Genomic DNA, 25,893 nt, shown 5'->3' on the forward strand with positions numbered 1-25,893 from the left:
ATGAGAAAATTCAAGCTCCCCAATACCTTCGTCCTGCTGTGCGCCATCCTGGCCATGATCGCCGTGGCGACCTGGCTGGTGCCGGGCGGGAAATTCGACACCCAGCTGGTGAACGGCAAGCAGCTGATCATCCCCGGCACGTTTCACTATGTCGACAACAAGCCGCAGGGCCTCGCCGCGCTGATGATGGCGCCCATCAAGGGCTTCGTCGACGCCAGCCTGATCATCGGCTTCGTGCTGATCGTCGGCGGCGCCTTCGCCGTGCTGCAAAAGACGGAAGCCTTCGATTCGCTGATCAAGGCCATCGCCAAGGCGCACACCAGTTCGCGCTTCGTGCGCGCCGCCATCATCCCCGTCTTCTTCACCATGTTTTCGCTGGGCGGGGCCACTTTCGGCATGAACGAGGAAGCGATTCCCTTCATCCTGATCTTCGTGCCGCTGGCCCTGGCCCTGGGCTATGACACCATCACGGGCGTGTCGATTCCCTTCATCGGCTCGCAGGTGGGCTTTTCCGCCGCCTTTTTGAATCCGTTCAACGTCGGCATCGCGCAGGGCATCGCGGGCGTGCCTATCTTTTCCGGCATCGGCTACCGACTGATCGTGTGGGCCATCGCCACGGCGGTCAGCATCGTATTTTTGATGTGGTACGCGGCGCGCATCAAGCGCCATCCGGAAAAAAGCCCGACCTATCTGCTCGATATCGAAAAGCGCAGCGAGCACTCGATGGACCTGGACAGCTTTGCCGGCATGACGCGCACGCACCGCGCGGTGCTGTGGATTTTCATGGCGACCTTGCTGACGATGGTCGTCGGCGTCGTCAAGTACGACTGGTTCATCGATGAAATCGCCGCCCTGTTCCTGGTGATGGCCATCATCGTCGGCCTGGTCGGCCGCCTCGACATGGACAGCCTGGTGGCGTCCTTCGTGCAGGGCGCGCGCGACATGGTCAGCGTGGCGCTGGTCATCGCGCTGGCGCGCGGCACCATGATCCTGGCGCGCGACGCGCAGATCATCGACACCATGCTGCATGCATTGACGCCCCTGGTGGCCTCGTCGAACCCCGTCTTCGCCGCGCAAAAGATGTTCTTCATGCAGTCGGTGATCAACTTCTTCATCCATTCCGGCAGCGGACAGGCGGCGCTGACCATGCCCATCATGGCGCCGCTGGCCGACCTGGTGGGCGTGACGCGCCAGACAGCCATCCTGGCCTTCCAGTTCGGCGAATTCACCACGCCGATGATTCCGACCTCCGGCATCACCGTCGGCGTGCTGGCGCTGGCGCGCGTACCCTGGATTACCTGGGCCAAGTGGATGATCCCGCTGCAGCTGATCTACCTGGTGCTGGCGCTGCTGCTATTGATTCCACCCTGCCTGATGCATTGGCAATAAAAAAGCCACGGCGATGCACGGTCGCCGTGGCTTTTGCTTCATTTGCGATACGCCTGTCCGTAATTTCCCTGGACCCGGCCCTTTGCCCAGTCGGCCATCAGGTCGTAAAACCCGGGCGTAATGACGGTGGGCTTGCGCGTGCCATCCGGTGCCTGGGCGTAGCTGCGCATGCCGTGATCGGCCTGCGGGAAGAGGTAGAGCGAGATGGCCTGGCCCTGGCGAAATATCCCCGTCTCGCAAGGCGCCGGGCCCAATGCCTCCGGCATGGGTGCGCCAGTCGCCGTCATTGAAACGGCAAGGAGAGGCCAAAGGAAGGAAGATGTCATGGAATCAGGGTCCGATAGCAGGCTGTCGCGTTGTTGATCAAGAAAATCGGGATATCCGAACAATACCGGGGCCACGCGCTAACCGCGCCAGCTGTCAACGCTGGTATATGTCCGGGAAATACCGCTCCATCAGGGTCCCTGGCCTGAGCGGCGCAGTAAAGCCGTAGCGTGCATACAAATCATGCGCCGTGCTGGTGGCCAGCATGAAGCGGCGCAGGCCCTGCAAGTCGGGATGCGCCATCACGGCCTCCATCAGGCGCTTGCTGTAGCCGCGGCCGCGGTATTCTTCCAGCACATACACGTCGACCAGGTAGGCAAACGTGGCGTAGTCGCTGACCACGCGGGCGAATGCCACCTGGCGGCCGTCGATATAGCCGCCCACGCAAAGCGAATGCTCGATGGCGCGCTGCACGGTGGCCAGCGGGATGCCGATGGCCCATGTCGATTGGGTACTGAGAAAATGATGGATGGCTGGAACGTCGAGCTCCGCCTTGTCGCTGCTGATATTCAAATGTGGCATCGCACTGTCCGCCTGTCGTGAAAACATATGATCATCGGCGATTTGCGCGTTGCTGTCATCCGGGCTGGCTAGGACCGGGGGCGCCGCCCGTCCCGACTGCCGGTGATGGTGTACTGCCTGCTGCGACTGATCATGCCGGCGTTACGCCGCCGCGCTTACAGGGCCGCCTTTTCTTCCGCGCTCAAACGCTTGGCGCTGACGTACACGGTGTGCATGGTGGCTTGATCGGCGCTGGCGGTGATGGGTGCCGGCGCGGCGCGGAACTTCGGCACGGCGGCGGTGGCCAGGCTGGTCGCGGCGGCGACGGCGATGATGGCAACGAAGATGGCTTCCATGTTTTTAGCGATGTTCATGATGGTGTCCTTTGAGTGGCTGGTTGTGTGCTGCGATGATTGAACTGTAGGCCGATCCCCCCTGAACTGCCATCGGATTGCGACCAAACGCCCGATTCGCGGGACAGAATACAAAAAGCCCGGATGGAACGCGCAACAGGCCCGCACCGTGGCATTTGAGGCTTGCCGGCCCCATTCCTGGCCATTTCAGCGCCCTGCAAGCCCCTAAAAGCCCTACCGCCGGCCAACCTTGTTTATAATCGCCGTACACTAAAGGACTTCTTTCATGACTGATCAATTCTCCAAAAAGGGCGAAGCCTGGTCGGCCCGGTTTTCCGAACCGGTCTCGGACCTCGTCAAGCGCTACACAGCTTCTGTATTTTTTGACAAGCGCCTGGCGCTGTTCGACATCGAAGGTTCGCTGGCCCATGCGGAAATGCTGCATGCGCAAGCCATCATCAGCCCGGCCGACTACGCGGAAATCCAGCGCGGCATGGCGCAAATCTCGCAGGAAATCGCCAGCGGCCAGTTCGAATGGCTGCTGGACCTGGAAGACGTCCACCTGAATATTGAAAAACGCCTGACCGAACTGGTAGGCGATGCGGGCAAGCGCCTGCACACGGGCCGTTCGCGCAACGACCAGGTGGCCACCGACATTCGCCTGTACGTGCGCTCCGCCATCGACGACATCACCGCCCTGCTGGCGACGTTCCGCAGCGCGCTGACGGACCTGGCCGAACAGCATGCCGATACCATCATGCCGGGCTTTACCCACATGCAGGTGGCCCAGCCGATCACCTTCGGCCACCATATGCTGGCGTATGTCGAAATGTTCGGCCGCGACGCCGAGCGCATGGCCGACTGCCGCAAGCGCGTCAACCGCCTGCCGCTGGGCGCTGCCGCCCTGGCCGGCACCACATTCCCCATCGACCGCCTGCGCGTGGCCAAGACGCTGGGCTTCGACGACGTGTGCCACAATTCGCTCGACGCCGTCTCGGACCGCGACTTCGCCATCGAATTTTGCGCCGCCTCGGCCGTGCTGATGATGCACGTGTCGCGCATGGCCGAAGAACTGGTGATCTGGATGAGCCCACGCATCGGCTTCATCGACATCGCCGACCGCTTCTGCACCGGCTCGTCGATCATGCCGCAAAAGAAAAACCCGGACGTGCCGGAACTGGCGCGTGGCAAGACAGGGCGCGTCTACGGTCACCTGACTGGCCTGTTGACCCTGATGAAAGGCCAGCCGCTGGCCTACAACAAGGACAACCAGGAAGACAAGGAACCGCTGTTCGACACCGTCGACACCGTCATCGACACCTTGCGCATCTTCGCCGACATGGCCGGCGGCATCACGGTGAAACCGGAAGCGATGCGCGCGGCCGCCCTGCAGGGCTACGCCACGGCGACCGACCTGGCCGACTACCTGGTCAAGAAGGGCTTGCCCTTCCGCGACGCCCATGAAGCGGTGGCCCTGGCCGTGCGCGCCTGCGTCGACGCCGGCTGCGACCTGGCCGACCTGTCGCTCGAGCAACTGCGCGCGTTTTCCCCGTTGACGGACGAAGACGTGTTTGCCGTGCTGACACTGGAAGGCTCCGTTGCCGCGCGCGACCACGTGGGCGGCACCGCGCCACGCCAAGTGCGCGCCGCGATCGCCCGCGTGCGTACGCAGCTGGAAAAATAAACGGGCTGCGTCCCGCCAGCGCCCCGCTGCAGCGATGCAACGGGGCGTTTTTCATTGGCTATGTCACCGTCAGGTGTGGGAATGCGCCCAGTGTTGCTTTCAATAACGTTTCAGGCGAGCGGATGCGCCTGGCATCGAGGATCCAGCGCCATCCCAGATAGTTCGGCAGATAGCGCGTCGCCACGCCGTGAAACGGCCCCAGCCATTGTCGTAATCGGCTGTGATACGCATTGACGTTCTGCACGTGGGCGGCGCCCTGCACGCGGATGCCGGCGCGCAAGTTGACGGCCTGATGACTGATGTCCGCTTCCCTCGCAAAAGCCCGGTAGGCGGCATGGCTGTCGGTCACCAACAAGATATCCTTGTCGATCATGGGCAACAAACAGTGGTGCAACTGCGCCTTGGTTAGCGCTCCTTTGCCCGTGACGAAATCGAGCGTCTGGCCCGTGCGGTCACGCGCCACCAGAATGCAGACCTGTTCATTGGATATGCCGCGCTTGTGGGCATGGCCGCCCCGGCGGCGGGCCGGACGCGTCATTGTTCTGGCCCCCTTTTCCGATTCCAGCAGATATAACTCGTCGGCCTCAGCGATGCCATGCAGGCCGTGCGGCCGGTCCGTCTTTGCCAACGATAAAAACCGGTGGCGCCAGCGAAAGGTGGTGTTGCGGTGCACGCCCAGCTGCAATGCCGCCTTGCGCACGGAATCCGATGCCAGCAGACAATCGGCGTAGTCGAGCCACAGCGCCTTGTGGCGCAAGCGGGCCAGCGGCGTGCCGGTGAGCGCATTGAAGGTGCGCCCGCAGGGAACGCAGCGGTAGCGTTGCAAGCCGTGCGCATGGCCGTGCCGGTGAGCCTGGTTGCTGTTGCAGGCAGGACAGTGCAATCGCTGCCGGGCCACGCCTTCGACCAATGCCACGGTGACGTCTCGCGATGCGGCCCCGCGCAGCAGAGCGATGCCCGCCAGGCGCTGGCGGCGGTTCAGTTCGGCGAACTGGGCGATAAAGGTTTTCCATTGGGCTGGCTGCACGGAAGGCTCCCGTTTGTCTGGTATACACAGTCAGACAGCAGGGACACAGGAAGATTCCAGGGCTCCCCTTACTTAACGGTGACAGAGCCTTTTCATTGCGCGACGATTTTCGACAGCACGGAAAATGCCGCCCCCGTCTGCGACGCCTCGAGCAGCAAGGTCAGCTCCGTGTAGGTGCAGATGATGTTGATCAAATTGATGCGCTCCCACGCCAGGCGCTTGAGGATGGCGTGATACACGCCCGGCGTGTAGCAGGTTTCGGGCGCCAGGTGCAAGGTCACGGCCGTCACCCGCTCCAGGCGCGCCAGTTCCTGCTCTTCGCCGAACACCTCTTCCACCAGCGCATGCAGCGTACGGCTGCAGATCACCATTACCTCGTTGACGCCGCGCGTGACGGTGATGAAGGTGCCGCGCTGGGGTGCGGCCAGCGCCAGCAACTGTCTCTGGCAGGCATACGTCTGGTCGGAATAACGGTAAGTAAAAATCATCAATTCGCCGCGCGTGGACAATTCTCCCGCGCGGTGCGCCAGCACGATCTCGCCGCTTTTCTGCTGCGGCATGCGCTCGGCCAGGCGGCGCAGCGCCATCACCACGGCGGCCTGCCCCACCGGTTTCCACAAGTCGCTCTGCAATTGCGGTTGCAGCTGGCGCGCCAGTTCCGACAGGTTAAGCAAGCCCCGGCCCAGCCCCTCGCTGAGAAAGGCCGATTCCATCACGATCTGTTCCACTTTGGTCGCTATCGAAAGCATAGTTCTTCGGGCCGGTGATTCCGGTGCACGCACCAGGAGCCGGCAACCCTTCCTGAAAAAAGGATGCACTGCGCCAGCGGCCGCGCCGGGCGGCGCGGTCGGACTCGCGAAAAAGAACCCCCTGGCGGGGGGAAGAGCCGGCGGATGGCCGCTAGGAAGGCGGATGCAGCATGAATGCCGCTCCAGAGGGGAAATGGCTGAAACCCACAGCAGAAAACAGAACTGACGTCATGTGAAACTCCCGATTTTTTTTCCCGATGCGCTGTATCTGGACGCGGTCATTGCCGCGTGCGCTTTTTTTGTCTTCGCGCGATCCGTTTGGGACAACGCGAAGAGCTAGTGTAGATCGCAATATTTAGAAAAGGCAACAGTGTTTTTCCAACAGAGCGCGCCATTAGGGGAAGTAGTCCAGAACAAAAGTTGCATCTTGTGGTAGATCAAACTTTCCAACGATGCAGCGCCGAGAAATGTTCAATTCTTAACAAAAATCCGCGTAGTGACCCATTTCTTGAATTTTTTGACATGGCGATCTCGACAAGTTTAGTGTCCCCCTACCCGGCGTCATGCCACCACAAAACGGCAGGCTATCCGCCAGCCGCCAGGCGCACCGGGATGGCCATCAGGCATCGCGGCCAGCTCATTCACCATTTCCTTAACCGATACCATGGAGCAGAAATGAATTTACGTTTGACGATAGTTGCCGCATCCATCGCCGCCCTGCCGCTGATGGCCACCACGGCCGATGCCGCCACGCCGCTGCCACAAACCCTGATGGCCGCCCCGGTCAGCCTGGCATCTCCACAAGAGACCGCCAGCCTGGTCAACAAGCTGGCCGCGCAGGCGCGCAGCCGTGGCCTCAATACCGAACATGGTTTTGCCGTCGGCGCCCAGCATCCGGGTGTCAGCGGCACGCGCGTGAGCCGCGTACAGCACACCTACAAGGGCTTGCCCGTCTTCGGCTCCGAGACGGTCGTGGTCAGCAACAGCGCCGGCGACATCGTCAGCGAGTCCGTGTCGGACCGCGCGTCCGGCCTCGGTAGCGGCGGCGTCAATTCCGTCACCCGCAGCGCCACCACCGATATCGACACCACGCCGGCCGTCAGCGCCGCCGCCGCCATCGCCGCCGCCGTGAAAAGCATCGGCGTGCAGGCCGTCGACCACGTGCCGCCGCATGCGCAGCTGCTGATCTACCCAGTGATGAAAACCGTGCGCGTGGCCGGCGCCGAGAACAAATCGGAAGCCGCGCTGAACGCGCTCGACGTGCAGGACGTGGTCGACCACTACGAGCTGGCCTACCTGGTGCAGACGCGCATGATCAGCGGCAGCAAACCGGTCTACTACGACACCGTCGTCAGCGCCAGGGATGGCCGCATCCTGCGCCAGTGGAAAGCCCTGAAAACCGTGGCCGGCGTCGGCAACAGCCAGTACAACGGCCAGGTGCCGCTCAACACCACGCTCACGGGCAGCACCTACACCATGAAGGACCCCAGCCGCGGCACGGGCGGCAGCTTCGGCGGCATGGCCATCACGAATGCCAACCACGGCACCACCTCGGGCAGCGTGTACAGCAGCACCAGCAATACCTGGGGCGACGGCCAGCAATACATCAGCGGCGGCAGCACCACCAACGCCAACGGCCAGACGGCTGCCGTGAACGCGATGTGGGGCCTGATGAACACCTACGATACGCACAAGAACGTACTGGGCTGGTCCAGCCTGGACGGCAACAACACGGCCACCCACATCGCCGCCCACGTCAACACGGCCTACGACAACGCCTACTACGACAGCAACTGCAAGTGCATGTACATCGGCGACGGCGGCAGCTCGTTCAACAACCTCGGTTCCATCGACGTGATCGGCCATGAAATGGGCCACGGCATCACGGACGCCACCTCGGGCCTGATCTACTCGCAGGAATCGGGCGGCTTGAACGAATCGAGCTCGGACATCGCCGGCGAAATGGTGGAAGCGTATGCGCGCGCCGGCGGCACGGGCACGACGATTCCGAACACGGGCAACGATTGGATGACGGGCAAGGAAATCGCCAAGAATGGCCAGCCGCTGCGCTGGCTGTACAAGCCGAGCAAGGATGGCAGCAGCCCGAATGCGTGGAGCAGCACCATCAAGAACCTCGACGTCCACTACAGCAGCGGCCCGAACAACCGCATGTTCTACTTCCTGTCGCAAGGCTCGAACTCCACGTCCAGCAGCGACTACTACAGCTCCTACCTGAACAAGAGCCCGCTGGCCATGACCGGCATCGGCAGCGACAAGGCTTACCGCATCTGGTTCAAGGCGGCCACCACCAAGTTCACCTCGTCGACCAACTACGCGGACGCGCGCAACAAGGTGCTGCAGGCAGCCGAGGAATTGTATGGCGTGGGCAGCGCCGAGTCCATCGCCGTCAAGCGCGCGTATGCGGCCATCAACGTGGGCGCCGACGTCGATGAATCGACGACGGGCGGCGCGGTGACGATCACCAGCCAGCCGGCCAGCATCTCCGTCGCACCGGGCGCCACCGCCTCGTTCGCCGTGGGCGCGGGCGGCGGCACGGCGCCGTACACCTACAAGTGGTTCCGCAACGGCGCCGTGATCAGCGGCGCCACGTCGCCCGCCTACAGCTTCACGACCGTGGCGGCCGACAACGGCGCCGTCTTCAAGGCCACGGTGACGGATTCGTCGTCGCCCGCCGTGACGGCCACGTCGAACAACGCCACCCTGACGGTGGGCACGAGCAGCGCCACCGAGCGCGTGACGAATGGCGGCTTCGAGTCCGGCGCCACGGGCTGGAGCGGCACCACGGGCGCCATCGGCACCTTCACGGGCCAAACCGCGTACGAAGGCACGAAGTACGCCTGGCTCGGTGGAAATGGCACGACGGCCAGCGAATCGCTGACGCAAAGCGTGGCCATTCCGGCCGCCGCCACGTCCGCCAGCCTGAGCTTCGCGCTGCATATCGACACGGCTGAAACAGGCAATACCGTGTACGACAAGCTGGTCGTCACCGTGAAGAACAGCGCCGGTACGGTGCTGGGCACCCTGGCTTCGTACTCGAACGTGAACAAGGCGGCCGGCTACCAGATCCGCACCTTCGACCTGATCGCCTACAAGGGCCAGACCGTGCAGATCTCGTTTGCCGCGACCGAGGATGCATCGCTGCAAACCTCGTTCGTGATCGACAAGGTCAGCCTGGTTACCCAGTAAGCGGCTGAATTGCGGGCAAGCCGGATACAAGGCTTGCCCGCACGGCACGATTGATTTCCTGGCAATTCCAGTCTACCCTGAGGCAGTCATTGCATCTTGCCTGCTGCCGGTACCCGCGACGAATTGCACTTTTTTTGGATGGTTCCTGACCGATGCCTACTTCGACCTTGTCCGCACGCGCCTTCCCCTTTTCACATCACCCCATTTTCACGCCCCAGGCCCTTACCATGCTCGCCTGAGCCGACGATGCAGTTCCACCTCCAGGTGCAGGGCCCGGCGGGCAGCCAGGCGCTGTCCATCGACGCCGCCAGCGAGGCCGAGGCGATCCGCGCGGCCGTGCGCGGCGGCTGGCGCGTGCTGGCCGTCGATGACGGCGCCGCGCAGGACGCGGGCGCCGCGCTGCGCCCCGGCAAGCAGGGCCTGCCCCTGCTGCAATTCAGCCAGGAGCTGCTGGCCCTGCTCGAAGCGGGCCTGAACCTGGGCGAGGCCATGGCCACCCTGCACAACAAGGAAACGCGCGCCGGCGCCAGGGCCACCCTGGCCGCCATCGTGCTCACCCTGCAGCAAGGACAAAGTTTTTCCGACACGCTGGCAGATTTTCCCGACATCTTCCCCGACATTTACATCGCCACCGTGCATGCGGCCGAACGCTCGGGCAACCTGCCCGAGGCGCTGGCGCGCTTCGTCGCCTACCAGCTGCAGTTCGACGCCATCCGCAAAAAACTCATTTCCGCCGCCATCTACCCGTGCATGCTGCTCGTCGTCGGCGGCCTCGTGACCCTGTTCCTGCTCGGCTACGTGGTGCCCAAGTTCAGCGTCGTCTACGAAAGCTCGGGCCGCGAAATTCCATGGATGTCGCAAATGCTGCTCGGCTTTGGCCAGACCCTGGCCGCGCATCCGCTGCTGTGCGCCGGCGCGCTGGCCGCCGTGGTCGGCAGCGTGATCTTTGGCGTCGCCCATGCCGGTACGCGCCAGGCACTCGTCTTGCGCCTGTTGCGCCTGCCCGTGCTGGCCGCGAAGGCGGCGGAATTCCGCCTCGCCCGCTTCTACCGTGCCCTCAGCCTGCTGCTGCACGCCGGCATCCCGCTGCACAAGGCGCTGGCCATGGTCGGCCCCATGCTGCTGCCGGCGCAGCAGGAGCAGCTGGCGCGGGCGCGCCGCGCGGTACAGGAAGGCATGCCGTTTTCCACGGCGCTGGAGCAGGCGGAGATGGCCACGCCCGTGGCGCAATCGCTGCTGAAAGTGGGAGAGAACACGGGCCGCCTGGGCGACATGCTGGAACGCTCGGCCAAGTTCCACGACGAGGAATTCGCCCGCTGGGTGGACTGGGCTTCGCGCCTGCTCGAACCGCTCTTGATGACCATCATCGGCGTCGTCATCGGCGGCGTGGTGGTGCTGATGTACATGCCGATCTTTGAACTGGCGGGGAGCTTATCGTGAGAGTCATGACATGAACGCACGCGACGAAGAACGGGCCGTGCTCGATGCGACCATGCTGCGCCGCGCCCACGCCAGCGCGCTGCAACAGGGGCGTCCGCAGATGGCCGTGCTGCAGGAAACGGCGGCCCTGCCGCCCGAAGTCTTCTTGCGCCAGCTGGCCGCCCTGTTCCGCTACCCGGCCTGGACGATGGCCGAACTGCAGGCCGCCCTGCCCGCCTTTGCCCTGCTGCCCTACACGGACTGCGCCCAGCGCGACTGCGTGCTGCTGCAACCTGGCGTTCCCGGCACGCCGCCCGTGCTCGTCATCGGCAATCCGTTTGCCGAAGATTTGCTGCAGTGGGCCGACTTCGCCCTGTCCACGCCGTTCACGGTGGCGCTGGCCCACCCGGACGACCTGGCCGCCTACTTGCTGCAGCAGGAAAGCGTGCAGCAGGCGATGCAGGAAATGCAGCACGGTGATGATGTTCCGGGCCTGGACCAGAGCATCGAGGACATCTCGCTCATTCGCATCAGCGAGGACAGCAGCCCGGTGGTAAAACTGGTGAACTCCACCATCTACGACGCCCTGAAATTCCAGGCCAGCGACATCCACCTCGAATGCGACGTGGCCAGCCTCGTCATCAAGTACCGCGTCGACGGCGTGCTGGTGCAGGCAGGCCAGGTGCAGGGACTGGCGATGGCCGAGCAGATCATCTCGCGCATCAAGGTCATGGCCGATCTCGATATCGCCGAGCGGCGCATCCCGCAAGATGGCCGCTTCAAGGTGCGCGTGAAAGGGGCGGAGATCGATTTCCGCGTCTCCATCATGCCCAATATCTTTGGCGAAGACGCCGTGCTGCGCCTGCTGGACCGGCGCGCGCTGACGGAAGCGGCGCAGGCGCTGCGCCTGGAAAGCCTGGGCCTGAACGAGGACGCCATCGAGCAGATACGCCGCCTGGCCGCCAAACCGCACGGCATGCTGCTGGTGACGGGACCCACGGGTTCCGGCAAGACCACCACCCTGTACGCGGCCATCACGGAAATCAATACGGGGCGCGACAAGATCGTCACCATCGAAGACCCCGTCGAATACCGCTTGCCGCGCGTGCTGCAGATCCCCGTCAACGAAAAGAAGGGACTGACGTTCGCGCGCGGCCTGCGCTCCATCCTGCGCCACGACCCCGACAAGATCATGATCGGCGAAATCCGCGACGATGAAACGGCGCAGATCGCCGTGCAGGCCGCGCTCACGGGCCACCTGGTATTTACCACCGTGCACGCGAACAACGTCTTTGATGTGGTGGGGCGCTTCCTGCACATGGGCGTCGACGCCTACAGCTTTGCGGCGGCCCTGAACGGCATCGTGGCGCAGCGCCTGCTGCGCCTCAATTGCGCCCATTGCGCCGTCGACGCCAGCGCCGAGGTGCTGGCCGATGCACAGCAATTGCGCGACAGCGGCCTGGCCCTGCACCAGGTGCAGGACTGGCAATTCATGGCCGGCAAGGGCTGCGGCCATTGCCGCGGCACGGGCTACAAGGGCCGCAAGGCCGTCGCCGAAGTCTTGATGCTCAGCGACGCCATGCGCGAAATGATCTGCACGCGCGCGCCACTGAGCCAGATGAAGGAAGAAGCGGCGCGCAACGGTTTCCGTCTGGCGCGCGAAGCGGGCCTGGATCTGGTGCGGCGCGGGGAAACCACTTTAGCGGAGCTCAATCGTGTCACTTATTGAACGCCTTGCCCGCGCCACCGTGTGCCTGCACCTGGCGCCGCACGGGCTGCACGGCGTGCTGCGCCGCGCCGGCCGCCCCTTGCCCGACAGCGCCTTCCACCTGCCCATCGCGAATCCCGACGCCAGCTGGGAAGTGGCGCTGGCCGCCCTGCGCGGCTGGCTCGAACAGAACAACGAAAAAAAACTGCCGCTGGCCGTCAGCCTGGCCAGCCGCTGGTGCGCCATGCAAGTAGTGCCGTGGAGCGGCGCCCTGCTCGAACGGGCCAGCGCGCAGCGCTTCCTGCACAGCCAGTTCGCCGCCGTCTACGGCGATGGCGCGCGCGGCTGGCGCCTGGCCGCCGACGACGCCCCCTACGGCAAGCCGCGCCTGGCCTGCGGCATCGATGCGCCCTTGCTGCAAGGCGTGCAGGATGCGGCGGCCGCGCATGGCCGGCGCTGCCTGTCCATCGAACCGATCGCCGGACCGGCCTGGCGCAGCATCGCCGGCGGCAAGCCCGCCGCCTTCGCCCTCGTGGAAGCGGGCCGGCTGCTGCTGGCAACGGCGGCCGGCGGGCGCATCACGGCGCTGCACAGCCAGTCCTGCTCCACGGACTGGGGCGATGAACTGGAGCGGGCCTGGCGGCGCTGGAACTTGCGCGCGCCGCAGCTCGACGCCATCGAACAGGTGGCGCTGCTCGACTTGAGCGGCGTGCCGCAAGCGAACGTGCCGGAGCGCTTCGCGCCCGTCGCCGTGGCCAGCGGCGCCCACCTGATGCGGGAGGCCGCATGGGCCTGAGCCGCCTGGAATTTTTGCCGCCGGGAGCGGTGCAAACCTTCAAGGGCTGGCGCCTGGGCCTGTGCCTGGCGGGCGGCTTGATGCTGCTGCCGGCCGCCGGATACTGGCTGGTGCAGGCGCAGGAAACGCGGCGCCTGGAAGCGCAGCTGGCGCAGCTGCAGCCCGCGCGTCCCGTGCGCGCCCCCCTGTCGGCCAGCGCCCAGCGCGAACGCGACCTCGAACTGAAACAGGTGGCCGCCGCCGTGCGCCAGCTTAACCTGCCCGTCACGCGCCTGATCAAGACGGTGCAGGCGCCGCGCGACGTGCGCGTGGCCCTGCTGGGGCTGGACCTGAACGCGCAGCAGGGACAGGACGGCACCAGCGTCCTGAAGATCGCCGCCGAGGGGGAAACGCCGCAGGACATGCTCAATTACCTGGCCTTCCTGAACCAGCAGCCCATGTTCAGCTCCGTGTATCTGCTCAAGCACGAGATGAACGCGAACGCCCCCGAACACCCTTACCGTTTTCAGCTGGAGGCGCAATGGCGGCAATCAAACCCGTATTGAAAGCCGGCGCGCCCGTGACCCGCGCGCGCCTGCAGCTGCACGTGCCGCCGCGTCTGGCGTGGGAAGCCGCGCGTCTGTGGCGCACGCTGGGCTGGCCCAGCGCCATGGGTGCGGCCTGCCTGGCGCTGGCCGCTTTCGCCGTGCGGCAGGGCGATGCCCTGGCCGAACGGCAGCAGCAATTGCGCGCGCAGTTGGCCTTGATGGCGAAACAATCGGTGCTGCCGACGGCCCCCGTCACGCTCGATGCGGATGCGGACAGCCTGGCCGCCTTTCACGCCTACCTGCCCGCGCATGACAGCATTCCCGACCAGCTGAAGGCCTTGCTGGAAGTGGCGCAAAAGAGCGGCGTCACCCTGGCCAAGGCCGACTACAAGCCGCAGGAAGACGGCAACACGGCCTTCCTGCGCTACCAGATCACCCTACCCGTCAAGGCCGAATACGCGCAGCTGCAAACCTTTATCGTCGACGCCTTGCAGGCGCTGCCCACCCTGACCTTGGACTCCGTGCTCTTCAAGCGCGAGCAGATCGAGGCGGGCGAGATCGACGCGCGCATCCAGTTCATCCTGCTGGTGAAGAAGGCGGAGGTGCGCCGATGAAAAAAGCCGTACTGGGAGGCGCCGCCGTGGCGACCTTGCTGGCCGCCCTCTTCGCGCCAGAGGACGAAGGCAGCATCGTGGGACCGGCCACGGCCACCACGCGCCAGGTGGAACGGGTGGCGCCGCCCCCCTTCGTCGTCGCTGCGGCTCCACAAACGAATCGCGCGCTGGCCATCGAACCGCGCCGTGGCCTCGACGACGAGGAAGCGGCCACCCTGTTCGCCAAGCAAAGCTGGCAGCCGGAGACGCCAAAAAAGATCATGCTCGACCAGCAGGCGGCCCAGGCCGCGCTGCCCGTCGCCCACGTCGATGCGAACGCGCCGCCACCGCTGCCATTTCAATTCCTGGGCCGCTTTGTCGACGAAGGCAAGGCCGCCTACTTCCTGCAAGCGGGCGAACGCAACGTGGTGGCGCGCCCAGGCGACACGCTCGAAGAACGCTACCGCTTCGACGGCGTGGTGCAGGGCGCCCTGCAATTTACCTATCTGCCGCTTAACCTGAAACAGACACTCGCCGTAGGGGACCTCAATTGAAACGACGCGCCGCACCCATGTCTCGTAATCTCATCACCCTGCTGCCGATGCTGTCCCTGCTGGCTGCCTGCGCCGGCAACCAGGCCTATAACGATGGCCAGGCCATGCTGGGCGCGGGCCGCACGGAACAGGGCCTGGCCCTGCTGGAACAGGCGGCGCAGGCCGAGCCGACCAACGCCAAATACCGCATCGCCGTGACGAATGGCAGGATGCGCGCGCTGAACAAGCTGAATGGGGCTGCGGAAGCGCTGCGCCAGCAGGGCAAGCTGCCCGAAGCGCAAGCGCTGTACCAGCAGGCGCTGACGCTGGACGCCAGCAACGACGTGGCGCAGCGGGGCATGGCCAGCGTGGCGCAGGATGAACGGCACCGCAAGCTGGTGCAGGAAGCGCAGGCCAGCTACCAGCGCGGCGGCGAGGCGAATATCGTGCAGGCGCAGGAAGCCTTGCGCCAGGTGCTGCAGGAACGCCCCACGCAGCGCGAGGCGCTGGCCCTGAAAAGCCGCATCGGCGAGGCGCAGTCGAAAAGCCTGCCGGCCGGTGGCAAGCTGGCGGCCGCCTACAGGAAACCCGTGACCCTCGAATTTCGCGACGCGCCGCTGCGCTCCGTGTTCGACTTCATCAGCAAGGTGTCGGGCCTGAATTTCGTCTTCGACAAGGAGGTCGACCCGGCCCTGCGCGCCACGATCTCCGTGCGCGACACCAGCATCGAAGAGGCGATCGCCATGCTGCTGGGCGCGAATCAGCTGGAACAAAGCGTCACCAGCGACAAGTCGATCACGATCTATCCGAACACGCCGCAAAAGGTGAAGGATTACCAGCAGCTCGTGGTGCGCACCTTCTTTCTGGCCAATGCCGACGTCAAGACGGTGGCGTTTTCCATCAAGACCCTGCTCAAGGCCAAGGATGTCGTCACCGATGAACGCCTGGGCATCATCATGCTGCGCGATACGCCGGAAATGGTGCGTATGGCCGAGCGCATCATCAATGTGCAGGACCTGGCCGACCCGGAAGTGATGCTGGAAGTGGAAGTACTGGAAGTCAAGCGCACGCGCCTGATGGAACTGGGCGTGCGCTGGCCGGACCAGGCCAACCTGACACTGGCCGGCGCCGCAGGTATTACGGGAGGCCTGGGCGGCCTGAAGGTGGCCGACCTGCACCGCATCAACGGCGACAATATCAACCTGGCCATCGGCGGCGTCACGCTGAATGCCAACAAGACGGACAGCGACAGCAATATCCTCGCCAACCCGCGCATCCGCGTGCGCAACAAGGAAAAGGCCAAGATCCTCATCGGCGACCGCGTGCCCGTCATTACCGTCACGACGAACAACGGTGTCAGCTCCGACAGCGTCAACTACATCGAAGTGGGCTTGAAACTCGACGTGGAACCGAACGTCTACCTGGACGACGAAGTGGCCATCAAGATCAACCTGGAAGTGTCGAACGTGGTCAAGGAAGTGATCAGCAAGACGGGCACGCAGGCTTACCAGATCGGCACGCGCAGCGCGTCCACGGTTCTGCGCCTGAAGGATGGCGAGACGCAGGTGCTGGCTGGCCTGATCAGCGACGAAGACCGGGGCACGGCCAACAAGGTGCCGGGCGTGGGAGAACTGCCCATGCTGAACCGATTGTTCGGCAGCCAGAAGGATGACGCCATGCGCAGCGAGATCGTGCTGTCGATCACGCCGCGCCTGCTGCGCAGCATCCGCCGCCCGGACCTGATGACGGCCGAATTCAACTCGGGCACCGAGGCATCCGTGGGCGGCCGCGCCAGCGTGGGCGGCTCTCCCGAGGCGATCGCCGCGCCCGAGCCGGCCGCGCCGCGCACCGGCTCGCCCATGACGGGCGGCGACGAAGCGCCCGCCGCCGGCGAAAAATCAGGCAAGGGTGGCCAGTGAAGCCAAGGGGATTTACCTTCATCGAGCTGATGATCACCCTGGCCATCATGGCGACCCTGGCCACGGTAGCCGTGCCGATGGCGCAGGTGGCCTTGCAACGGTCCAAGGAACAGCAATTGCGCAGCGCCCTGATCGAGATGCGCGAAGCGATCGACGCCTACAAGCGCGCCTCGGACAATGGCCGCATCAAGCTGTCGCTGGGCGCCTCCGGCTATCCGAAAAAACTCGAGGAACTGGTCGAGGGCGTGCCCGACCAGCGCAGTCCATCGAAGCAGAACATCTATTTTTTGCGCCGGCTGCCGCGCGATCCGTTCCAGCCCAGGCAAGAAGGCAGCGCCGCGGACAGCTGGAGCAAGCGCGCCTATGCCTCGCCGCCCGACAATCCCGGCGAAGGAGAGGACGTGTTCGACGTCGCCTCGCGCTCGACCAAGGTGGGCCTGAACGGCGTGCCGCTCAATCAATGGTGAACCCGATGCCTGCCTCTTCTCTACGCCGCGGCTTTACCCTGGTCGAACTGCTGGTGGTGCTGGCGATCATCTCGCTGCTGCTGACGATCGCCATCCCCCGCTATTTCGGTTCCGTGGAAAAATCGAAGGAAGTCGCCCTGAAAGAAAACCTGCAGGTGCTCAGGAGCGGTCTCGATAAATACTATGCCGACAAGGGAGAATATCCGGCCGCGCTGGCCGACCTGGTGACCCACCATTACTTCCGCAGCGTGCCGCTGGATCCCGTCACGGAGTCCGCCGCCACCTGGCAGCTGATCCCTTCGCCCAATGGCGAGATCGGCGGCGTGGCCGACGTGCGCAGCGGCGCCAAGGGCAAGACGCGCGAGGGCATCCCCTTTGAGCAGCTCTGATTTTCGGCGCCGCGCACGGGGCTTCGCGTATATCTGGACCCTGATGCTGGTGGCCTTCATGGGCGTGGGCCTGGTGCTGGCCAGCGAACTGCATGCCACGGCCGCGCGGCGCGACAAGGAGCGCGAGCTGCTGTTCATCGGCCATGAATTCCGCAATGCGCTGGGCCGCTACTACGACAGCACGCCGGGCGACGGGCGGCCCCGCTACCCATTGACCCTGCAGGAACTGCTGCGCGACCCGCGCTTTGCCAACGCCCGGCGGCACTTGCGCCGCCTGTATGCGGACCCCGTCACGGGCAAGGCGGAATGGGGCCTGCTGCGGCAGGAGGGACGCATCGTCGGCATCCATTCGCTGTCGCCGCAGCTGCCCATCAAGCAGGATAATTTTCTCGACGAAGACGCCAGCCTGCGCCGCAAGCAGCGCTACGCGGACTGGCACTTCACGTATCCGCACGACCTGGTGCTGGCCCCGCCCGATGCGGCCGGCGGCGCGCCCGGACTCAAGCCGAAAGGCGCGAACTGATATCATGCCCGCATTCCATATTCAGCATCGAACAAAGGAGCAGGCATGAGCATAGGTGGCACTTCCATCGAACAGGCATTGGCATCGCTGTCGGACATGACGGGCGGCATGGTCGCCATCGGCAAGGACGAACATGCGCAACGCATCGCCAGGGCACAGGCGTTCATGCGCCAGCAGGGCATCGCCGCCATCTACCTGAACGCGGGCGCCAACCTCACCTATTTCACGGGCACCAAATGGTATGCCAGCGAACGCATGGTGGGCGCCATCCTGCCAGCCAGCGGCGACATCGAATACATCGCCCCCGCGTTTGAGGAAAGCACCTTGCAAGGCTTCATGCTCATCGAAGGCCGTGTCAATTGCTGGGAAGAGCATGAAAGCCCGTACCAGCTGTTCGTCGACGTGCTGGCGCGCATGGGGATAGCCCAGGATGCGGCTGCACCGCCGCGCGTGGGCATCTGCGAAAGCGCCGCCTTCTTCATCTACGACGGCATCAAGCCGCTGGCGCCCGGCTATGCGCTGGAAAACGCGCGCACCGTCACGGCGTACTGCCGCAGCCGCAAGTCGCCGGCGGAAATCGCCCTGATGCAGCGCGTGATGGACATGACCCTGGCCGTGCACGTGGCCACGGCCAGCATGCTGGTCGAAGGCATCACGACGGTGGAAGTGGAAGAATTCATCCAGCGCGCGCACCGCAAGGTAGGCGCGCCCCGCTCGTATTTCTGCATCGTGCTGTTCGGCGAGGCGACGGCCTACCCGCATGGCGTGAACTACGTGCAAACCCTGAAGGCGGGCGACACGGTGCTGATCGACACGGGCTGCCAGGTGATGAACTACATCTCCGACATCACGCGCACCTACGTGTTTGGCGCCATCAGCGAACGCCAGCGCTCCGTGTGGAACAGCGAAAAGGCAGCGCAGGCCGCCGCGTTCGCGGCCGCGCAGCTGGGCGTGCCCTGCGGCGACGTGGACCGCGCCGCCCGCGTGTCGCTGGAAGCGGACGGTTTCGGTCCCGGCTACAAGCTGCCCGGCCTGCCGCACCGCACGGGCCACGGCATCGGCCTCGATATCCACGAGTGGCCCTACCTGGTGGGCAATGACACGACGCCGCTCGACGTGGGCATGTGCTTCTCGAACGAGCCGATGATCTGCATCCCCGGCGAATTCGGCATCCGCCACGAAGACCATTTCTACATGACGGCAGACGGCCCGCGCTGGTTCACGCAGCCGGCGCATAGCATCGACGATCCGTTCGGGCTGCGGGCCTAGCTTGACGCCCTTGTGTTGGATTACGCTGCGCTAATCCAACCTACGTCTTCGCCAACGCCAACGCCAACGCCAACGGCCGTGGCACGGGCATGCTGGACAAACCGCCCTGCGCCAGCTTGAACACGGCCAGCGCCGTGCCCAGTTGCACGGCCTGTTCCTGCAGCGACTCGGCGGCCGCCGACGCTTCCTCCACCAGGGCGGAATTTTGCTGCGTCATCTGGTCCATGCTGCCGATGGCCACGCCGATGTCGCCGATGCCGGCGCTTTGCGCCTGGCTCGCGGCGCTGATCTCGGCCATGATGTCGGCCACCTTTTTCACGGAATCGACGATCTGGCCCATGGTCAGCCCCGCCTCGTCGACCAGCTTCGAACCCACGTTCACCTTGGCCACCGAGTCGCCGATCAGTTGCTTGATCTCGCGCGCCGCTGCCGCGCTGCGCTGCGCCAGGCTGCGCACTTCGGACGCCACCACGGCAAAGCCGCGTCCCTGTTCGCCCGCGCGCGCCGCCTCCACGGCCGCGTTCAAGGCCAGGATGTTCGTCTGGAAGGCGATGCCGTCGATGACGCCGATGATGTCGACGATGCGTTTGGATGAATCGTTGATCTCGCCCATGGTGGTGACCACCTGGCTGACCACCTGCCCGCCCTTCACGGCCACGGACGATGCCGACACCACCAGTGCGTGCGCCTGGCCCGCGTTGGCGGCGTTGTCGCGCACGGTGGAAGTCAGGCTGTCCATGCTGCGCGCCGTCTGATCCAGGCTGCCCGCCTGCGATTCCGTGCGCGCGGCCAGGTCCGCATTGCCCTGGGCGATTTCCGCGCTGGCCACCTGGATGGTGTCAGCCGACGCCTTGATACCGGACACCATGCCGGCCAGCCGGCCACGCATCTCCTTCAGCGCCGCCAGCAAGCTGGCCTGGTCGCCCGCCTCGGTGACGATCTCCATCGAGAGGTCGCCATCGGCCACGGCGCGCGCGATCTGGCGCGCGTATTCGGGTTCGCCGCCCAGCTGCTGCCAGATGGCGCGCACGACGAAATGCGACACGGCCACCAGGCAGACGATGACGGCCAGCGCCACGGCGATGCTGGTATTGAGGGCATTGCGCACATTGGCCGCACTGCGCTCGATCCCCTGCTTGAACTGCGCTTGCGCCCGTTCGTTGGTCTTGGCCAGGTCCGTGTTGAGCACCGCCAGCGCGCCCTGCATGCGCGCCACGGTGGCCTGCGGGTCGCCCTCTTCCATTTCCAGCATGATGCGCGCCGCGCTCAGGGCCGGCGCGTAATAGGCATCGAATTCACTGGCCAGGCGCTGGCCCTGCTCGCGCTGGCCGGGGATGGCCGCAAAGGCGGTCAATTTTTCGCGCAGCTTGACTGCCAGGCCGCCGACTTGCCCGATGCGCTCCTTGTCGCCTTCGCTGACGGCGTCGCGCAAGGCGTCGCCGACGGCAGCCACGTCCAGGGTCAGCGACTTGGCCATGTCGAGCACGGGATAGTCGGCGCTTTCGGTCGCGTGGATGGAATTGAGCGTGGCCGTGGACAGATAGGCGCTGACGGCCAGCCCCAGCCCGAAAATCACGGCCGAGACGACAGGCAGCGCCCATATCTTGCGTTTGATGCTCATTGCTGTCTCCTGATGTATGTGTACCGGGCCGCCGCATGGCGGGCGGCCCGGGCCGGCTTTATGGCGCCGTCAGCACCACTTTGACGGTGCCGTCGACGGCACTCTTTTCGATGTAGCCGATGGCTTTCGGATCGGCGGCGACCGCCTTCCTCACGTCGGCGCTATTGGCCACTTCCTTCGGCAAGGTGGCCTTGCCCGTGAAGACCAGCTTGGACCACAGGGCCTTCGCCTGCGACGGTTCCTTGTCCGTCACCTTCTTGTAGAATTCGGCGCGCACGGGAGCGCTTTCCGGCTGGTCGATCGGCGTCATGGCCGTCGATTTACCGAGGAAGAATTGCGCCACCTGTTCATTCGTCATGGCGCCGGCGGCGTTCCTGGCATTGACCACCACGACCACTTCGGCCATGACGGGAACAGCGGTCGACAGCGCCAGCAAGGCAGCCAGATTCAAGATCAATGGTTTCATGCGGCGCTCCTTAGAAAACGAAATCGATGGAGGCGGCAGCCACCGTGACGGGGCCATGGAAACCCGGCTTGGCTTGCACGAACAGGCCCGGACCATTCTTCGGCCTGATGCGGTCGATCTGCACCTTCAGCGCGGCCGAGCGGTGGAAATCCCAGCGCACGCCGATGCTGTCCGTCGATTGCTCGAGCTCGTTGCGCGTGGTAGCCAGGGTGTCGACGCCGGCCGACAGGGCGCGCAGGGTCGGCGTGCAGGCGGCCGGATAACCGGCAGGGCAAGATGCGGGCACGGTATTGTTCACGCGGCCATCGGCCTTCAGGCTGGCGTGGCTATAGTAGGGCAAAAAGGCGCCGATACGGTAGCCGCCCATCAGGTACCACGAGGTGCTGTCGCTGACGTAGCTGTCCGTCTTGCGCTTCGCATATTCGGACTGCAGCAGCACGTTGTTCCAGTCCAGGCCCAGGCCCACGGACGTAAACGACGCCTTCTTGTCCTTGACTTCCAGCGCATCGGCCAGGGCGCCCAGCTGGACCATCCTGTAGCCGCTGCCTGCCGCGCGCAAGCTGCTCATCAGGGTGTTCAGGCTCGGCGAATCGTTGATCGTCAGCTTGGTCTCGGCACGGCCGAAGCGCACGGTGACGGGGCCATGTTCGGCCACCACGTTCAGGGCGACGATGGACTTGCCTTCCACCTGCACCGTCGAAGCGGGGCCCGTGGCCAGGGTGGCCTTGGTGCGGCCCAGCGCCAGCTGCGTGGTGATGCTGGTGTCGCCCGCGCTGAACTGGTAGGTACCGTCGATGCCGTCGATGCTGTTCAGCGGTACCTGCGAATACATTTCGCCGGGCGGACGCAGCATGGTGTTGGCATAGCCCACGTTGCGGTAATCGGAAATCATGAAGACGGGCAGGCCCATGCGGCCGACGCGCACGCTGAAGCTGTCCGACACCTTGGCCTTGGCGAAGGCCCACGCCAGTTCGGCGCCGAAATCGTCCTCGCCATCCTTGCGCGCCAGGCCCTGCACCGTGGCCGACAGCCACGGGTTGACGGTGACATTGGCCTGCAAGCCCAGGTTGGAATCGACGCCCGTGCGGGCAGTGCGGCCGGCGCCGGCCGCCTGGTTCGGACGCGCGAACTGCGCGTTGTCGGTATCGGCCATGGTCAGGGCGGCACTGCCGTAACCGCTGATCTTGACCGCGGGGCCGGTGGGCTCTTCGGCATAGGCATGGCTGATGGCCAGGGGCATGGCCATCAGGAAAATCAGGACGTGTTTATTCATAGTAATTAAATACCCGTAGCGGTGAACGTGGAGTTGGGCTCGAGGTCGATGGCTCACCGGCCGTAAAAGGCCGGGTCCGTTTTTTTCGCGCCGCCATCGCCTTGGGCGTGATGGCGGCGTAACCAGTGAGTAAAACCATGCTACAGAGAAAAGGTTTTACGTTGGAAAGTTTTCTTGAGGCAATGAACGAATTCGCCTCTTTTCACGGAAAAAGCACGCGTTCTAGAGGGATTTATCTAAATAGCACGCCGTGCAAAACCACACTTACGCTATATTTTTCATACACTTATGGATAATTCAAGACAAAAACAACCGGGATAAAAAAAGCGCCGCCCGCGCGAAGATCGCGGGCGGCGCCGTTCACACCGGTCCTGCAGCAGATGCTTACTCGCGCTTCGACACCAGGGTCAGGATATCGTAGCTGGCCACCAGTTCCTCGTTCTGGTTCGTCACCTGCACGTCCCACGCGACCACGCCCTGGCCCACGCCAAACACGTCCTTGCGGTTGCGGTCGACCTTGCGCTTGCACGTCAGGCGGGCGCGGATGGTGTCGCCAATGGCGACGGGGGCGACGAAGCGCAGGTTGTCCAGGCCATAGTTGGCCAGCACGGGACCGACGCCGGGCGAGACGAACAGGCCGGCGGCGGCCGACAGCACGAAGTAGCCGTGGGCGATGCGCTTGCCGAACTGCGACTCTTTCGCCGCGATTTCGTCGAAGTGCATGTAGAAGAAGTCGCCCGAGATGCCACCGAAGGCGACGATGTCCGCTTCGCTGACGGTGCGGCGGTGCGTGAGCAGCGAGTCGCCCGTCTTCAAGTCCTCGAAGTGCTTGCGGAACGGGTGGATCGGGCTTTCGTTGACGTCCGCGCCGCGCACGTATTCACCGGTGATCGCCGCCAGCATGGTCGGCGAGCCTTGCACGGCCGCCCGCTGCAGGTAGTGGCGCACGGCACGCACGCCGCCCAGCTCCTCGCCACCGCCCGCGCGGCCAGGGCCGCCGTGCTTCAGTTGCGGCAGGGGCGAGCCATGGCCCGTCGAATCGACGGAAGCGACGCGCTCGAGCACGTGGACGCGACCATGCGTGGCCGCCACTTGCGGCACCACGCGCGCGGCGATCTTCGGATCGCGCGTCACCAGGGTGCTCACCAGGCTGCCCTTGCCGCGCGCGGCCAGGGCCAGCGCCTCGTCGATATCGTGGTAGCCCATCATGGTGCTGACGGGGCCAAACGCTTCCACGTCATGCACGGCGTCGTTGCCAAACGCATCGCGGCACATCAGCAAGGTCGGCGAGAAGAAGCTGCCGTCCTGCGCGCCATCACCGAGCGGATTGAAACCGTCGGCCGCGCCGAACACCACTTCATTCCCCTGCGACAGGGTGGCCACGCGTTCGGCCACGTCGCTCTGCTGCTCTTTCGAGGCCAGCGCGCCCATGCGCACGCCTTCGATGGATGGATCGCCCACCACCACCTTGGCCAGGCGCTCGCGCAGGCGCATGCCGACGGCGTCCATCAGGTGCTCGGGCACGATGATGCGGCGGATCGCCGTGCACTTCTGCCCCGACTTGCCCGTCATTTCGCGCACGACTTCCTTGACGAACAGGTCGAATTCCACGTCGTCTGGCGTGACGTCCGGCGCCAGGATGGCGCAGTTGAGCGAATCGGCTTCGCCGTTGAAGGGCACGGACTGGGCGATCAGGTTCGGATTCGTGCGCAGCTTGGCGGCGGTGGCGGCCGATCCCGTAAAGGTGACAAAGTCCTGGCCATTCAGGCGGTCCAGCAAGTCGCCCGTGGAGCCGATCACCAGCTGCAAACTGCCGGCCGGCAGCAAGCCCGATTCATGCATCATGCGCACGACGGCCTGCGTCAGATAGCTCGTCGCCGTGGCCGGCTTGGCGATGCAGGGCATGGCCGCCAGGAAGCTGGGCGCGAATTTTTCCAGCAAGCCCCAGATGGGGAAATTGAAGGCGTTGATGTGAACTGCCAGGCCGCCGCGCGGCACCAGGATGTGCGTGCCGGCGAAACCGCCTTTTTTACCAAGCGCGATGGCCGGACCTTCGTGCAGCACGTTCGACGACGGCAGCTCGTTGCTGCCCATGCTGGCATAGGCGAACAGGGTGCCCGTGCCGCCTTCGATATCGACCCAGCTGTCGGCGCGCGTGGCGCCCGACAAATGCGAGATCGCATACAGCTCTTCCTTGCGTTCGACCAGGTACAGGGCCAGCGCCTTCAGGCGCGCTGCGCGCTGCTGGAAATCGAGCGCCATCAGGCCCGGCACGCCCGTCTTGCGCGCATACGTAACGGCTTCGTCGAAGTCGATCTTTTCCGCATGCGTGTGATAGATGACGCGGTTGTTCAAGGCGCTGTGCAAGGGCACGGCGGCACTTTCGCCCAGCCAGCGGCCGGCGATCAGGCTTTGCAGGGTGGATATTTGAGCCATTTTTTTCTCCATAATTGATGTTGGCGGTGGCGTCGGATTACGCGGGGCTTGGCCCCGCTAATCCGACCTACGCCCATATTGCTTATTGCGCGGCGGCGTTCTTGTGCAGGTGCAGCGGCAAGGCGGATTCGAAATTGAGGCGCTGGCGGTTCGCCTCGACTTGCGTCAGGGCTTCCACTTCGCGCATCGTCTGCATGGAGCGCACTGCCAGTTCGTGGTACTGGCCCGTGCCCGAGCTTTTCCATTTGATTTCATCGTCGGTCAGCGCGCGGATGATCTTGGCGGGCGTGCCCACCACCATGCTGCGCGGTGCGACGATCATGCCCGCCTTCACAAAACTCATGGCCGCGACGATCGATTCCTCGCCGATGACGGCGTTATCCATCACCACCGCGTTCATGCCGACGAGCGCATTGCGGCCGATGCGGCAGCCGTGCAGCACGGCGCCATGGCCGATATGGCCATCGACTTCGACCACCGTGTCGCAGCCGGGAAAGCCGTGCATGACGCAGGTATCCTGCAGGTTCGCGCCCTCTTCCAGGATCAATCGGCCGAAATCGCCGCGGATCGAGGCCAGCGGCCCGATATAGCAGCGCGGGCCGACGATCACGTCGCCGATCAGCACGGCCGACGGGTGCACGTAGGCGCTGGGGTGGACGACGGGGGTGACGCCGTTGATTTCGTAGACTTTGACCATATTGCTCTCCAAAACATTATTGC

General features: G+C 64.7%; 24 protein-coding genes. 14 read left to right on the forward strand and 10 right to left on the reverse strand.

Features of this window, described 5'->3' with window-relative positions:
* Nucleotides 1-1,389 (forward strand): YfcC family protein, encoded by a 1,389-nt coding sequence (locus tag CLU90_RS15020; RefSeq protein WP_232731208.1) that lies wholly within the window; start codon nucleotides 1-3, stop codon nucleotides 1,387-1,389.
* A gap of 38 nt (nucleotides 1,390-1,427) precedes the next feature.
* On the opposite strand, the gene CLU90_RS15025 is transcribed toward CLU90_RS15020, so the two are convergent.
* From CLU90_RS15025 to CLU90_RS15035, 3 genes are all read right to left on the reverse strand, one after another.
* Nucleotides 1,428-1,790 carry a hypothetical protein gene (locus tag CLU90_RS15025; protein ID WP_157808828.1) on the reverse strand — a complete coding sequence of 121 codons (363 nt, stop codon included), beginning with the start codon at nucleotides 1,788-1,790 and terminating at the stop codon, nucleotides 1,428-1,430.
* A 19-nt stretch (nucleotides 1,791-1,809) separates the two neighbouring features.
* A complete protein-coding gene (locus CLU90_RS15030) occupies nucleotides 1,810-2,235 on the reverse strand; it encodes a GNAT family N-acetyltransferase (protein WP_100428289.1) in 426 nt (141 codons plus the stop codon).
* A 155-nt stretch (nucleotides 2,236-2,390) separates the two neighbouring features.
* Nucleotides 2,391-2,588, reverse strand: a complete 198-nt coding sequence (locus CLU90_RS15035; protein ID WP_092711610.1) for a hypothetical protein — start codon at nucleotides 2,586-2,588, stop codon at nucleotides 2,391-2,393.
* A gap of 265 nt (nucleotides 2,589-2,853) precedes the next feature.
* On the opposite strand from CLU90_RS15035, the gene argH reads away from it, so the two are divergent.
* Nucleotides 2,854-4,251: an argininosuccinate lyase gene (gene argH, locus CLU90_RS15040; protein ID WP_034746418.1), complete on the forward strand. Its 1,398-nt coding sequence runs from the start codon at nucleotides 2,854-2,856 to the stop codon at nucleotides 4,249-4,251.
* Nucleotides 4,252-4,309: 58 nt separating this feature from the next.
* Here the strand turns inward: argH and CLU90_RS15045 are convergent, their stop codons facing one another.
* Both CLU90_RS15045 and CLU90_RS15050 read right to left on the reverse strand, forming a co-directional pair.
* A complete protein-coding gene (locus CLU90_RS15045) occupies nucleotides 4,310-5,278 on the reverse strand; it encodes an IS1595 family transposase (protein WP_100428290.1) in 969 nt (322 codons plus the stop codon).
* A 92-nt stretch (nucleotides 5,279-5,370) separates the two neighbouring features.
* Nucleotides 5,371-6,027 (reverse strand): hypothetical protein, encoded by a 657-nt coding sequence (locus tag CLU90_RS15050; RefSeq protein WP_092711614.1) that lies wholly within the window; start codon nucleotides 6,025-6,027, stop codon nucleotides 5,371-5,373.
* A gap of 675 nt (nucleotides 6,028-6,702) precedes the next feature.
* Between CLU90_RS15050 and CLU90_RS15055 the strand changes: the two genes are divergently transcribed.
* The 12 genes from CLU90_RS15055 to CLU90_RS15110 all read left to right on the forward strand — a co-directional run bounded on the left by CLU90_RS15055 (nucleotide 6,703) and on the right by CLU90_RS15110 (nucleotide 19,377).
* Nucleotides 6,703-9,234, forward strand: a complete 2,532-nt coding sequence (locus CLU90_RS15055; RefSeq protein WP_100428291.1) for a M4 family metallopeptidase — start codon at nucleotides 6,703-6,705, stop codon at nucleotides 9,232-9,234.
* Between the two features lie 246 nt (nucleotides 9,235-9,480).
* Nucleotides 9,481-10,674 (forward strand): type II secretion system F family protein, encoded by a 1,194-nt coding sequence (locus tag CLU90_RS15060; protein WP_092711618.1) that lies wholly within the window; start codon nucleotides 9,481-9,483, stop codon nucleotides 10,672-10,674.
* Nucleotides 10,675-10,684: 10 nt separating this feature from the next.
* Entirely contained in the window at nucleotides 10,685-12,382 is a 1,698-nt protein-coding gene (locus CLU90_RS15065; RefSeq protein ID WP_100428292.1) for a GspE/PulE family protein, read from the forward strand.
* Nucleotides 12,369-13,157, forward strand: a complete 789-nt coding sequence (locus CLU90_RS15070) for a hypothetical protein (protein WP_157808829.1) — start codon at nucleotides 12,369-12,371, stop codon at nucleotides 13,155-13,157. The genes CLU90_RS15065 and CLU90_RS15070 overlap by 14 nt, the downstream gene beginning before the upstream one ends.
* Nucleotides 13,148-13,702, forward strand: a complete 555-nt coding sequence (locus CLU90_RS15075; RefSeq protein ID WP_100428294.1) for a hypothetical protein — start codon at nucleotides 13,148-13,150, stop codon at nucleotides 13,700-13,702. The genes CLU90_RS15070 and CLU90_RS15075 overlap by 10 nt, the downstream gene beginning before the upstream one ends.
* Nucleotides 13,678-14,298 carry a type 4a pilus biogenesis protein PilO gene (gene pilO / locus CLU90_RS15080; RefSeq protein WP_100428295.1) on the forward strand — a complete coding sequence of 207 codons (621 nt, stop codon included), beginning with the start codon at nucleotides 13,678-13,680 and terminating at the stop codon, nucleotides 14,296-14,298. Before CLU90_RS15075 ends, pilO begins: the two co-directional genes overlap by 25 nt.
* Complete coding sequence (locus tag CLU90_RS15085) at nucleotides 14,295-14,831, forward strand: hypothetical protein (RefSeq protein WP_100428296.1); 537 nt, start codon at nucleotides 14,295-14,297, stop codon at nucleotides 14,829-14,831. Before pilO ends, CLU90_RS15085 begins: the two co-directional genes overlap by 4 nt.
* A 17-nt stretch (nucleotides 14,832-14,848) precedes the next feature.
* Nucleotides 14,849-16,729, forward strand: coding sequence for a secretin and TonB N-terminal domain-containing protein (locus tag CLU90_RS15090; protein ID WP_100428297.1), 1,881 nt, complete (start codon nucleotides 14,849-14,851; stop codon nucleotides 16,727-16,729).
* Nucleotides 16,726-17,196 (forward strand): type II secretion system protein, encoded by a 471-nt coding sequence (locus tag CLU90_RS15095; protein ID WP_269800021.1) that lies wholly within the window; start codon nucleotides 16,726-16,728, stop codon nucleotides 17,194-17,196. Before CLU90_RS15090 ends, CLU90_RS15095 begins: the two co-directional genes overlap by 4 nt.
* A 5-nt stretch (nucleotides 17,197-17,201) precedes the next feature.
* The gene (locus tag CLU90_RS15100; protein WP_092712201.1) at nucleotides 17,202-17,585 is read left to right on the forward strand and encodes a type IV pilin protein; all 384 of its coding nucleotides are present in this window, start codon (nucleotides 17,202-17,204) and stop codon (nucleotides 17,583-17,585) included.
* Nucleotides 17,572-18,108, forward strand: a complete 537-nt coding sequence (locus CLU90_RS15105) for a type II secretion system protein (protein ID WP_232731209.1) — start codon at nucleotides 17,572-17,574, stop codon at nucleotides 18,106-18,108. Before CLU90_RS15100 ends, CLU90_RS15105 begins: the two co-directional genes overlap by 14 nt.
* Before the next feature lie 45 nt (nucleotides 18,109-18,153).
* Nucleotides 18,154-19,377: a M24 family metallopeptidase gene (locus tag CLU90_RS15110; protein ID WP_092711634.1), complete on the forward strand. Its 1,224-nt coding sequence runs from the start codon at nucleotides 18,154-18,156 to the stop codon at nucleotides 19,375-19,377.
* Between the two features lie 40 nt (nucleotides 19,378-19,417).
* Here the strand turns inward: CLU90_RS15110 and CLU90_RS15115 are convergent, their stop codons facing one another.
* The 5 genes from CLU90_RS15115 to paaY all read right to left on the reverse strand — a co-directional run bounded on the left by CLU90_RS15115 (nucleotide 19,418) and on the right by paaY (nucleotide 25,870).
* Nucleotides 19,418-20,998 (reverse strand): methyl-accepting chemotaxis protein, encoded by a 1,581-nt coding sequence (locus CLU90_RS15115; protein WP_100428298.1) that lies wholly within the window; start codon nucleotides 20,996-20,998, stop codon nucleotides 19,418-19,420.
* A 58-nt stretch (nucleotides 20,999-21,056) separates the two neighbouring features.
* Nucleotides 21,057-21,464: a hypothetical protein gene (locus CLU90_RS15120; RefSeq protein ID WP_100428299.1), complete on the reverse strand. Its 408-nt coding sequence runs from the start codon at nucleotides 21,462-21,464 to the stop codon at nucleotides 21,057-21,059.
* 10 nt (nucleotides 21,465-21,474) lie between these two features.
* Nucleotides 21,475-22,737: a hypothetical protein gene (locus tag CLU90_RS15125; RefSeq protein ID WP_092711640.1), complete on the reverse strand. Its 1,263-nt coding sequence runs from the start codon at nucleotides 22,735-22,737 to the stop codon at nucleotides 21,475-21,477.
* Between the two features lie 384 nt (nucleotides 22,738-23,121).
* Nucleotides 23,122-25,173, reverse strand: a complete 2,052-nt coding sequence (gene paaZ, locus CLU90_RS15130) for a phenylacetic acid degradation bifunctional protein PaaZ (protein WP_092711642.1) — start codon at nucleotides 25,171-25,173, stop codon at nucleotides 23,122-23,124.
* Nucleotides 25,174-25,255: 82 nt separating this feature from the next.
* Entirely contained in the window at nucleotides 25,256-25,870 is a 615-nt protein-coding gene (gene paaY / locus CLU90_RS15135) for a phenylacetic acid degradation protein PaaY (RefSeq protein WP_046684302.1), read from the reverse strand.
* Nucleotides 25,871-25,893: the final 23 nt, after the last annotated feature.

The organism is Janthinobacterium sp. 67 (assembly GCF_002797895.1).
Taxonomy (GTDB): domain Bacteria; phylum Pseudomonadota; class Gammaproteobacteria; order Burkholderiales; family Burkholderiaceae_D; genus Janthinobacterium.

Coding starts and splice junctions, on each gene's coding strand:
- CLU90_RS15110 (WP_092711634.1), top strand. CDS start 18,154: ATGAGCATAGGTGGCACTTCCATCGAACAGGCATTGGCATCGCTGTCG.
- paaY (WP_046684302.1), bottom strand. CDS start 25,870: ATGGTCAAAGTCTACGAAATCAACGGCGTCACCCCCGTCGTCCACCCC.
- CLU90_RS15075 (WP_100428294.1), top strand. CDS start 13,148: ATGGGCCTGAGCCGCCTGGAATTTTTGCCGCCGGGAGCGGTGCAAACC.
- CLU90_RS15115 (WP_100428298.1), bottom strand. CDS start 20,998: ATGAGCATCAAACGCAAGATATGGGCGCTGCCTGTCGTCTCGGCCGTG.
- argH (WP_034746418.1), top strand. CDS start 2,854: ATGACTGATCAATTCTCCAAAAAGGGCGAAGCCTGGTCGGCCCGGTTT.
- CLU90_RS15065 (WP_100428292.1), top strand. CDS start 10,685: ATGAACGCACGCGACGAAGAACGGGCCGTGCTCGATGCGACCATGCTG.
- CLU90_RS15060 (WP_092711618.1), top strand. CDS start 9,481: ATGCAGTTCCACCTCCAGGTGCAGGGCCCGGCGGGCAGCCAGGCGCTG.
- CLU90_RS15035 (WP_092711610.1), bottom strand. CDS start 2,588: ATGAACATCGCTAAAAACATGGAAGCCATCTTCGTTGCCATCATCGCC.
- CLU90_RS15100 (WP_092712201.1), top strand. CDS start 17,202: ATGCCTGCCTCTTCTCTACGCCGCGGCTTTACCCTGGTCGAACTGCTG.
- pilO (WP_100428295.1), top strand. CDS start 13,678: ATGGCGGCAATCAAACCCGTATTGAAAGCCGGCGCGCCCGTGACCCGC.
- CLU90_RS15020 (WP_232731208.1), top strand. CDS start 1: ATGAGAAAATTCAAGCTCCCCAATACCTTCGTCCTGCTGTGCGCCATC.
- CLU90_RS15125 (WP_092711640.1), bottom strand. CDS start 22,737: ATGAATAAACACGTCCTGATTTTCCTGATGGCCATGCCCCTGGCCATC.
- CLU90_RS15120 (WP_100428299.1), bottom strand. CDS start 21,464: ATGAAACCATTGATCTTGAATCTGGCTGCCTTGCTGGCGCTGTCGACC.
- CLU90_RS15055 (WP_100428291.1), top strand. CDS start 6,703: ATGAATTTACGTTTGACGATAGTTGCCGCATCCATCGCCGCCCTGCCG.
- CLU90_RS15085 (WP_100428296.1), top strand. CDS start 14,295: ATGAAAAAAGCCGTACTGGGAGGCGCCGCCGTGGCGACCTTGCTGGCC.
- CLU90_RS15050 (WP_092711614.1), bottom strand. CDS start 6,027: ATGCTTTCGATAGCGACCAAAGTGGAACAGATCGTGATGGAATCGGCC.
- CLU90_RS15090 (WP_100428297.1), top strand. CDS start 14,849: ATGTCTCGTAATCTCATCACCCTGCTGCCGATGCTGTCCCTGCTGGCT.
- paaZ (WP_092711642.1), bottom strand. CDS start 25,173: ATGGCTCAAATATCCACCCTGCAAAGCCTGATCGCCGGCCGCTGGCTG.
- CLU90_RS15030 (WP_100428289.1), bottom strand. CDS start 2,235: ATGCCACATTTGAATATCAGCAGCGACAAGGCGGAGCTCGACGTTCCA.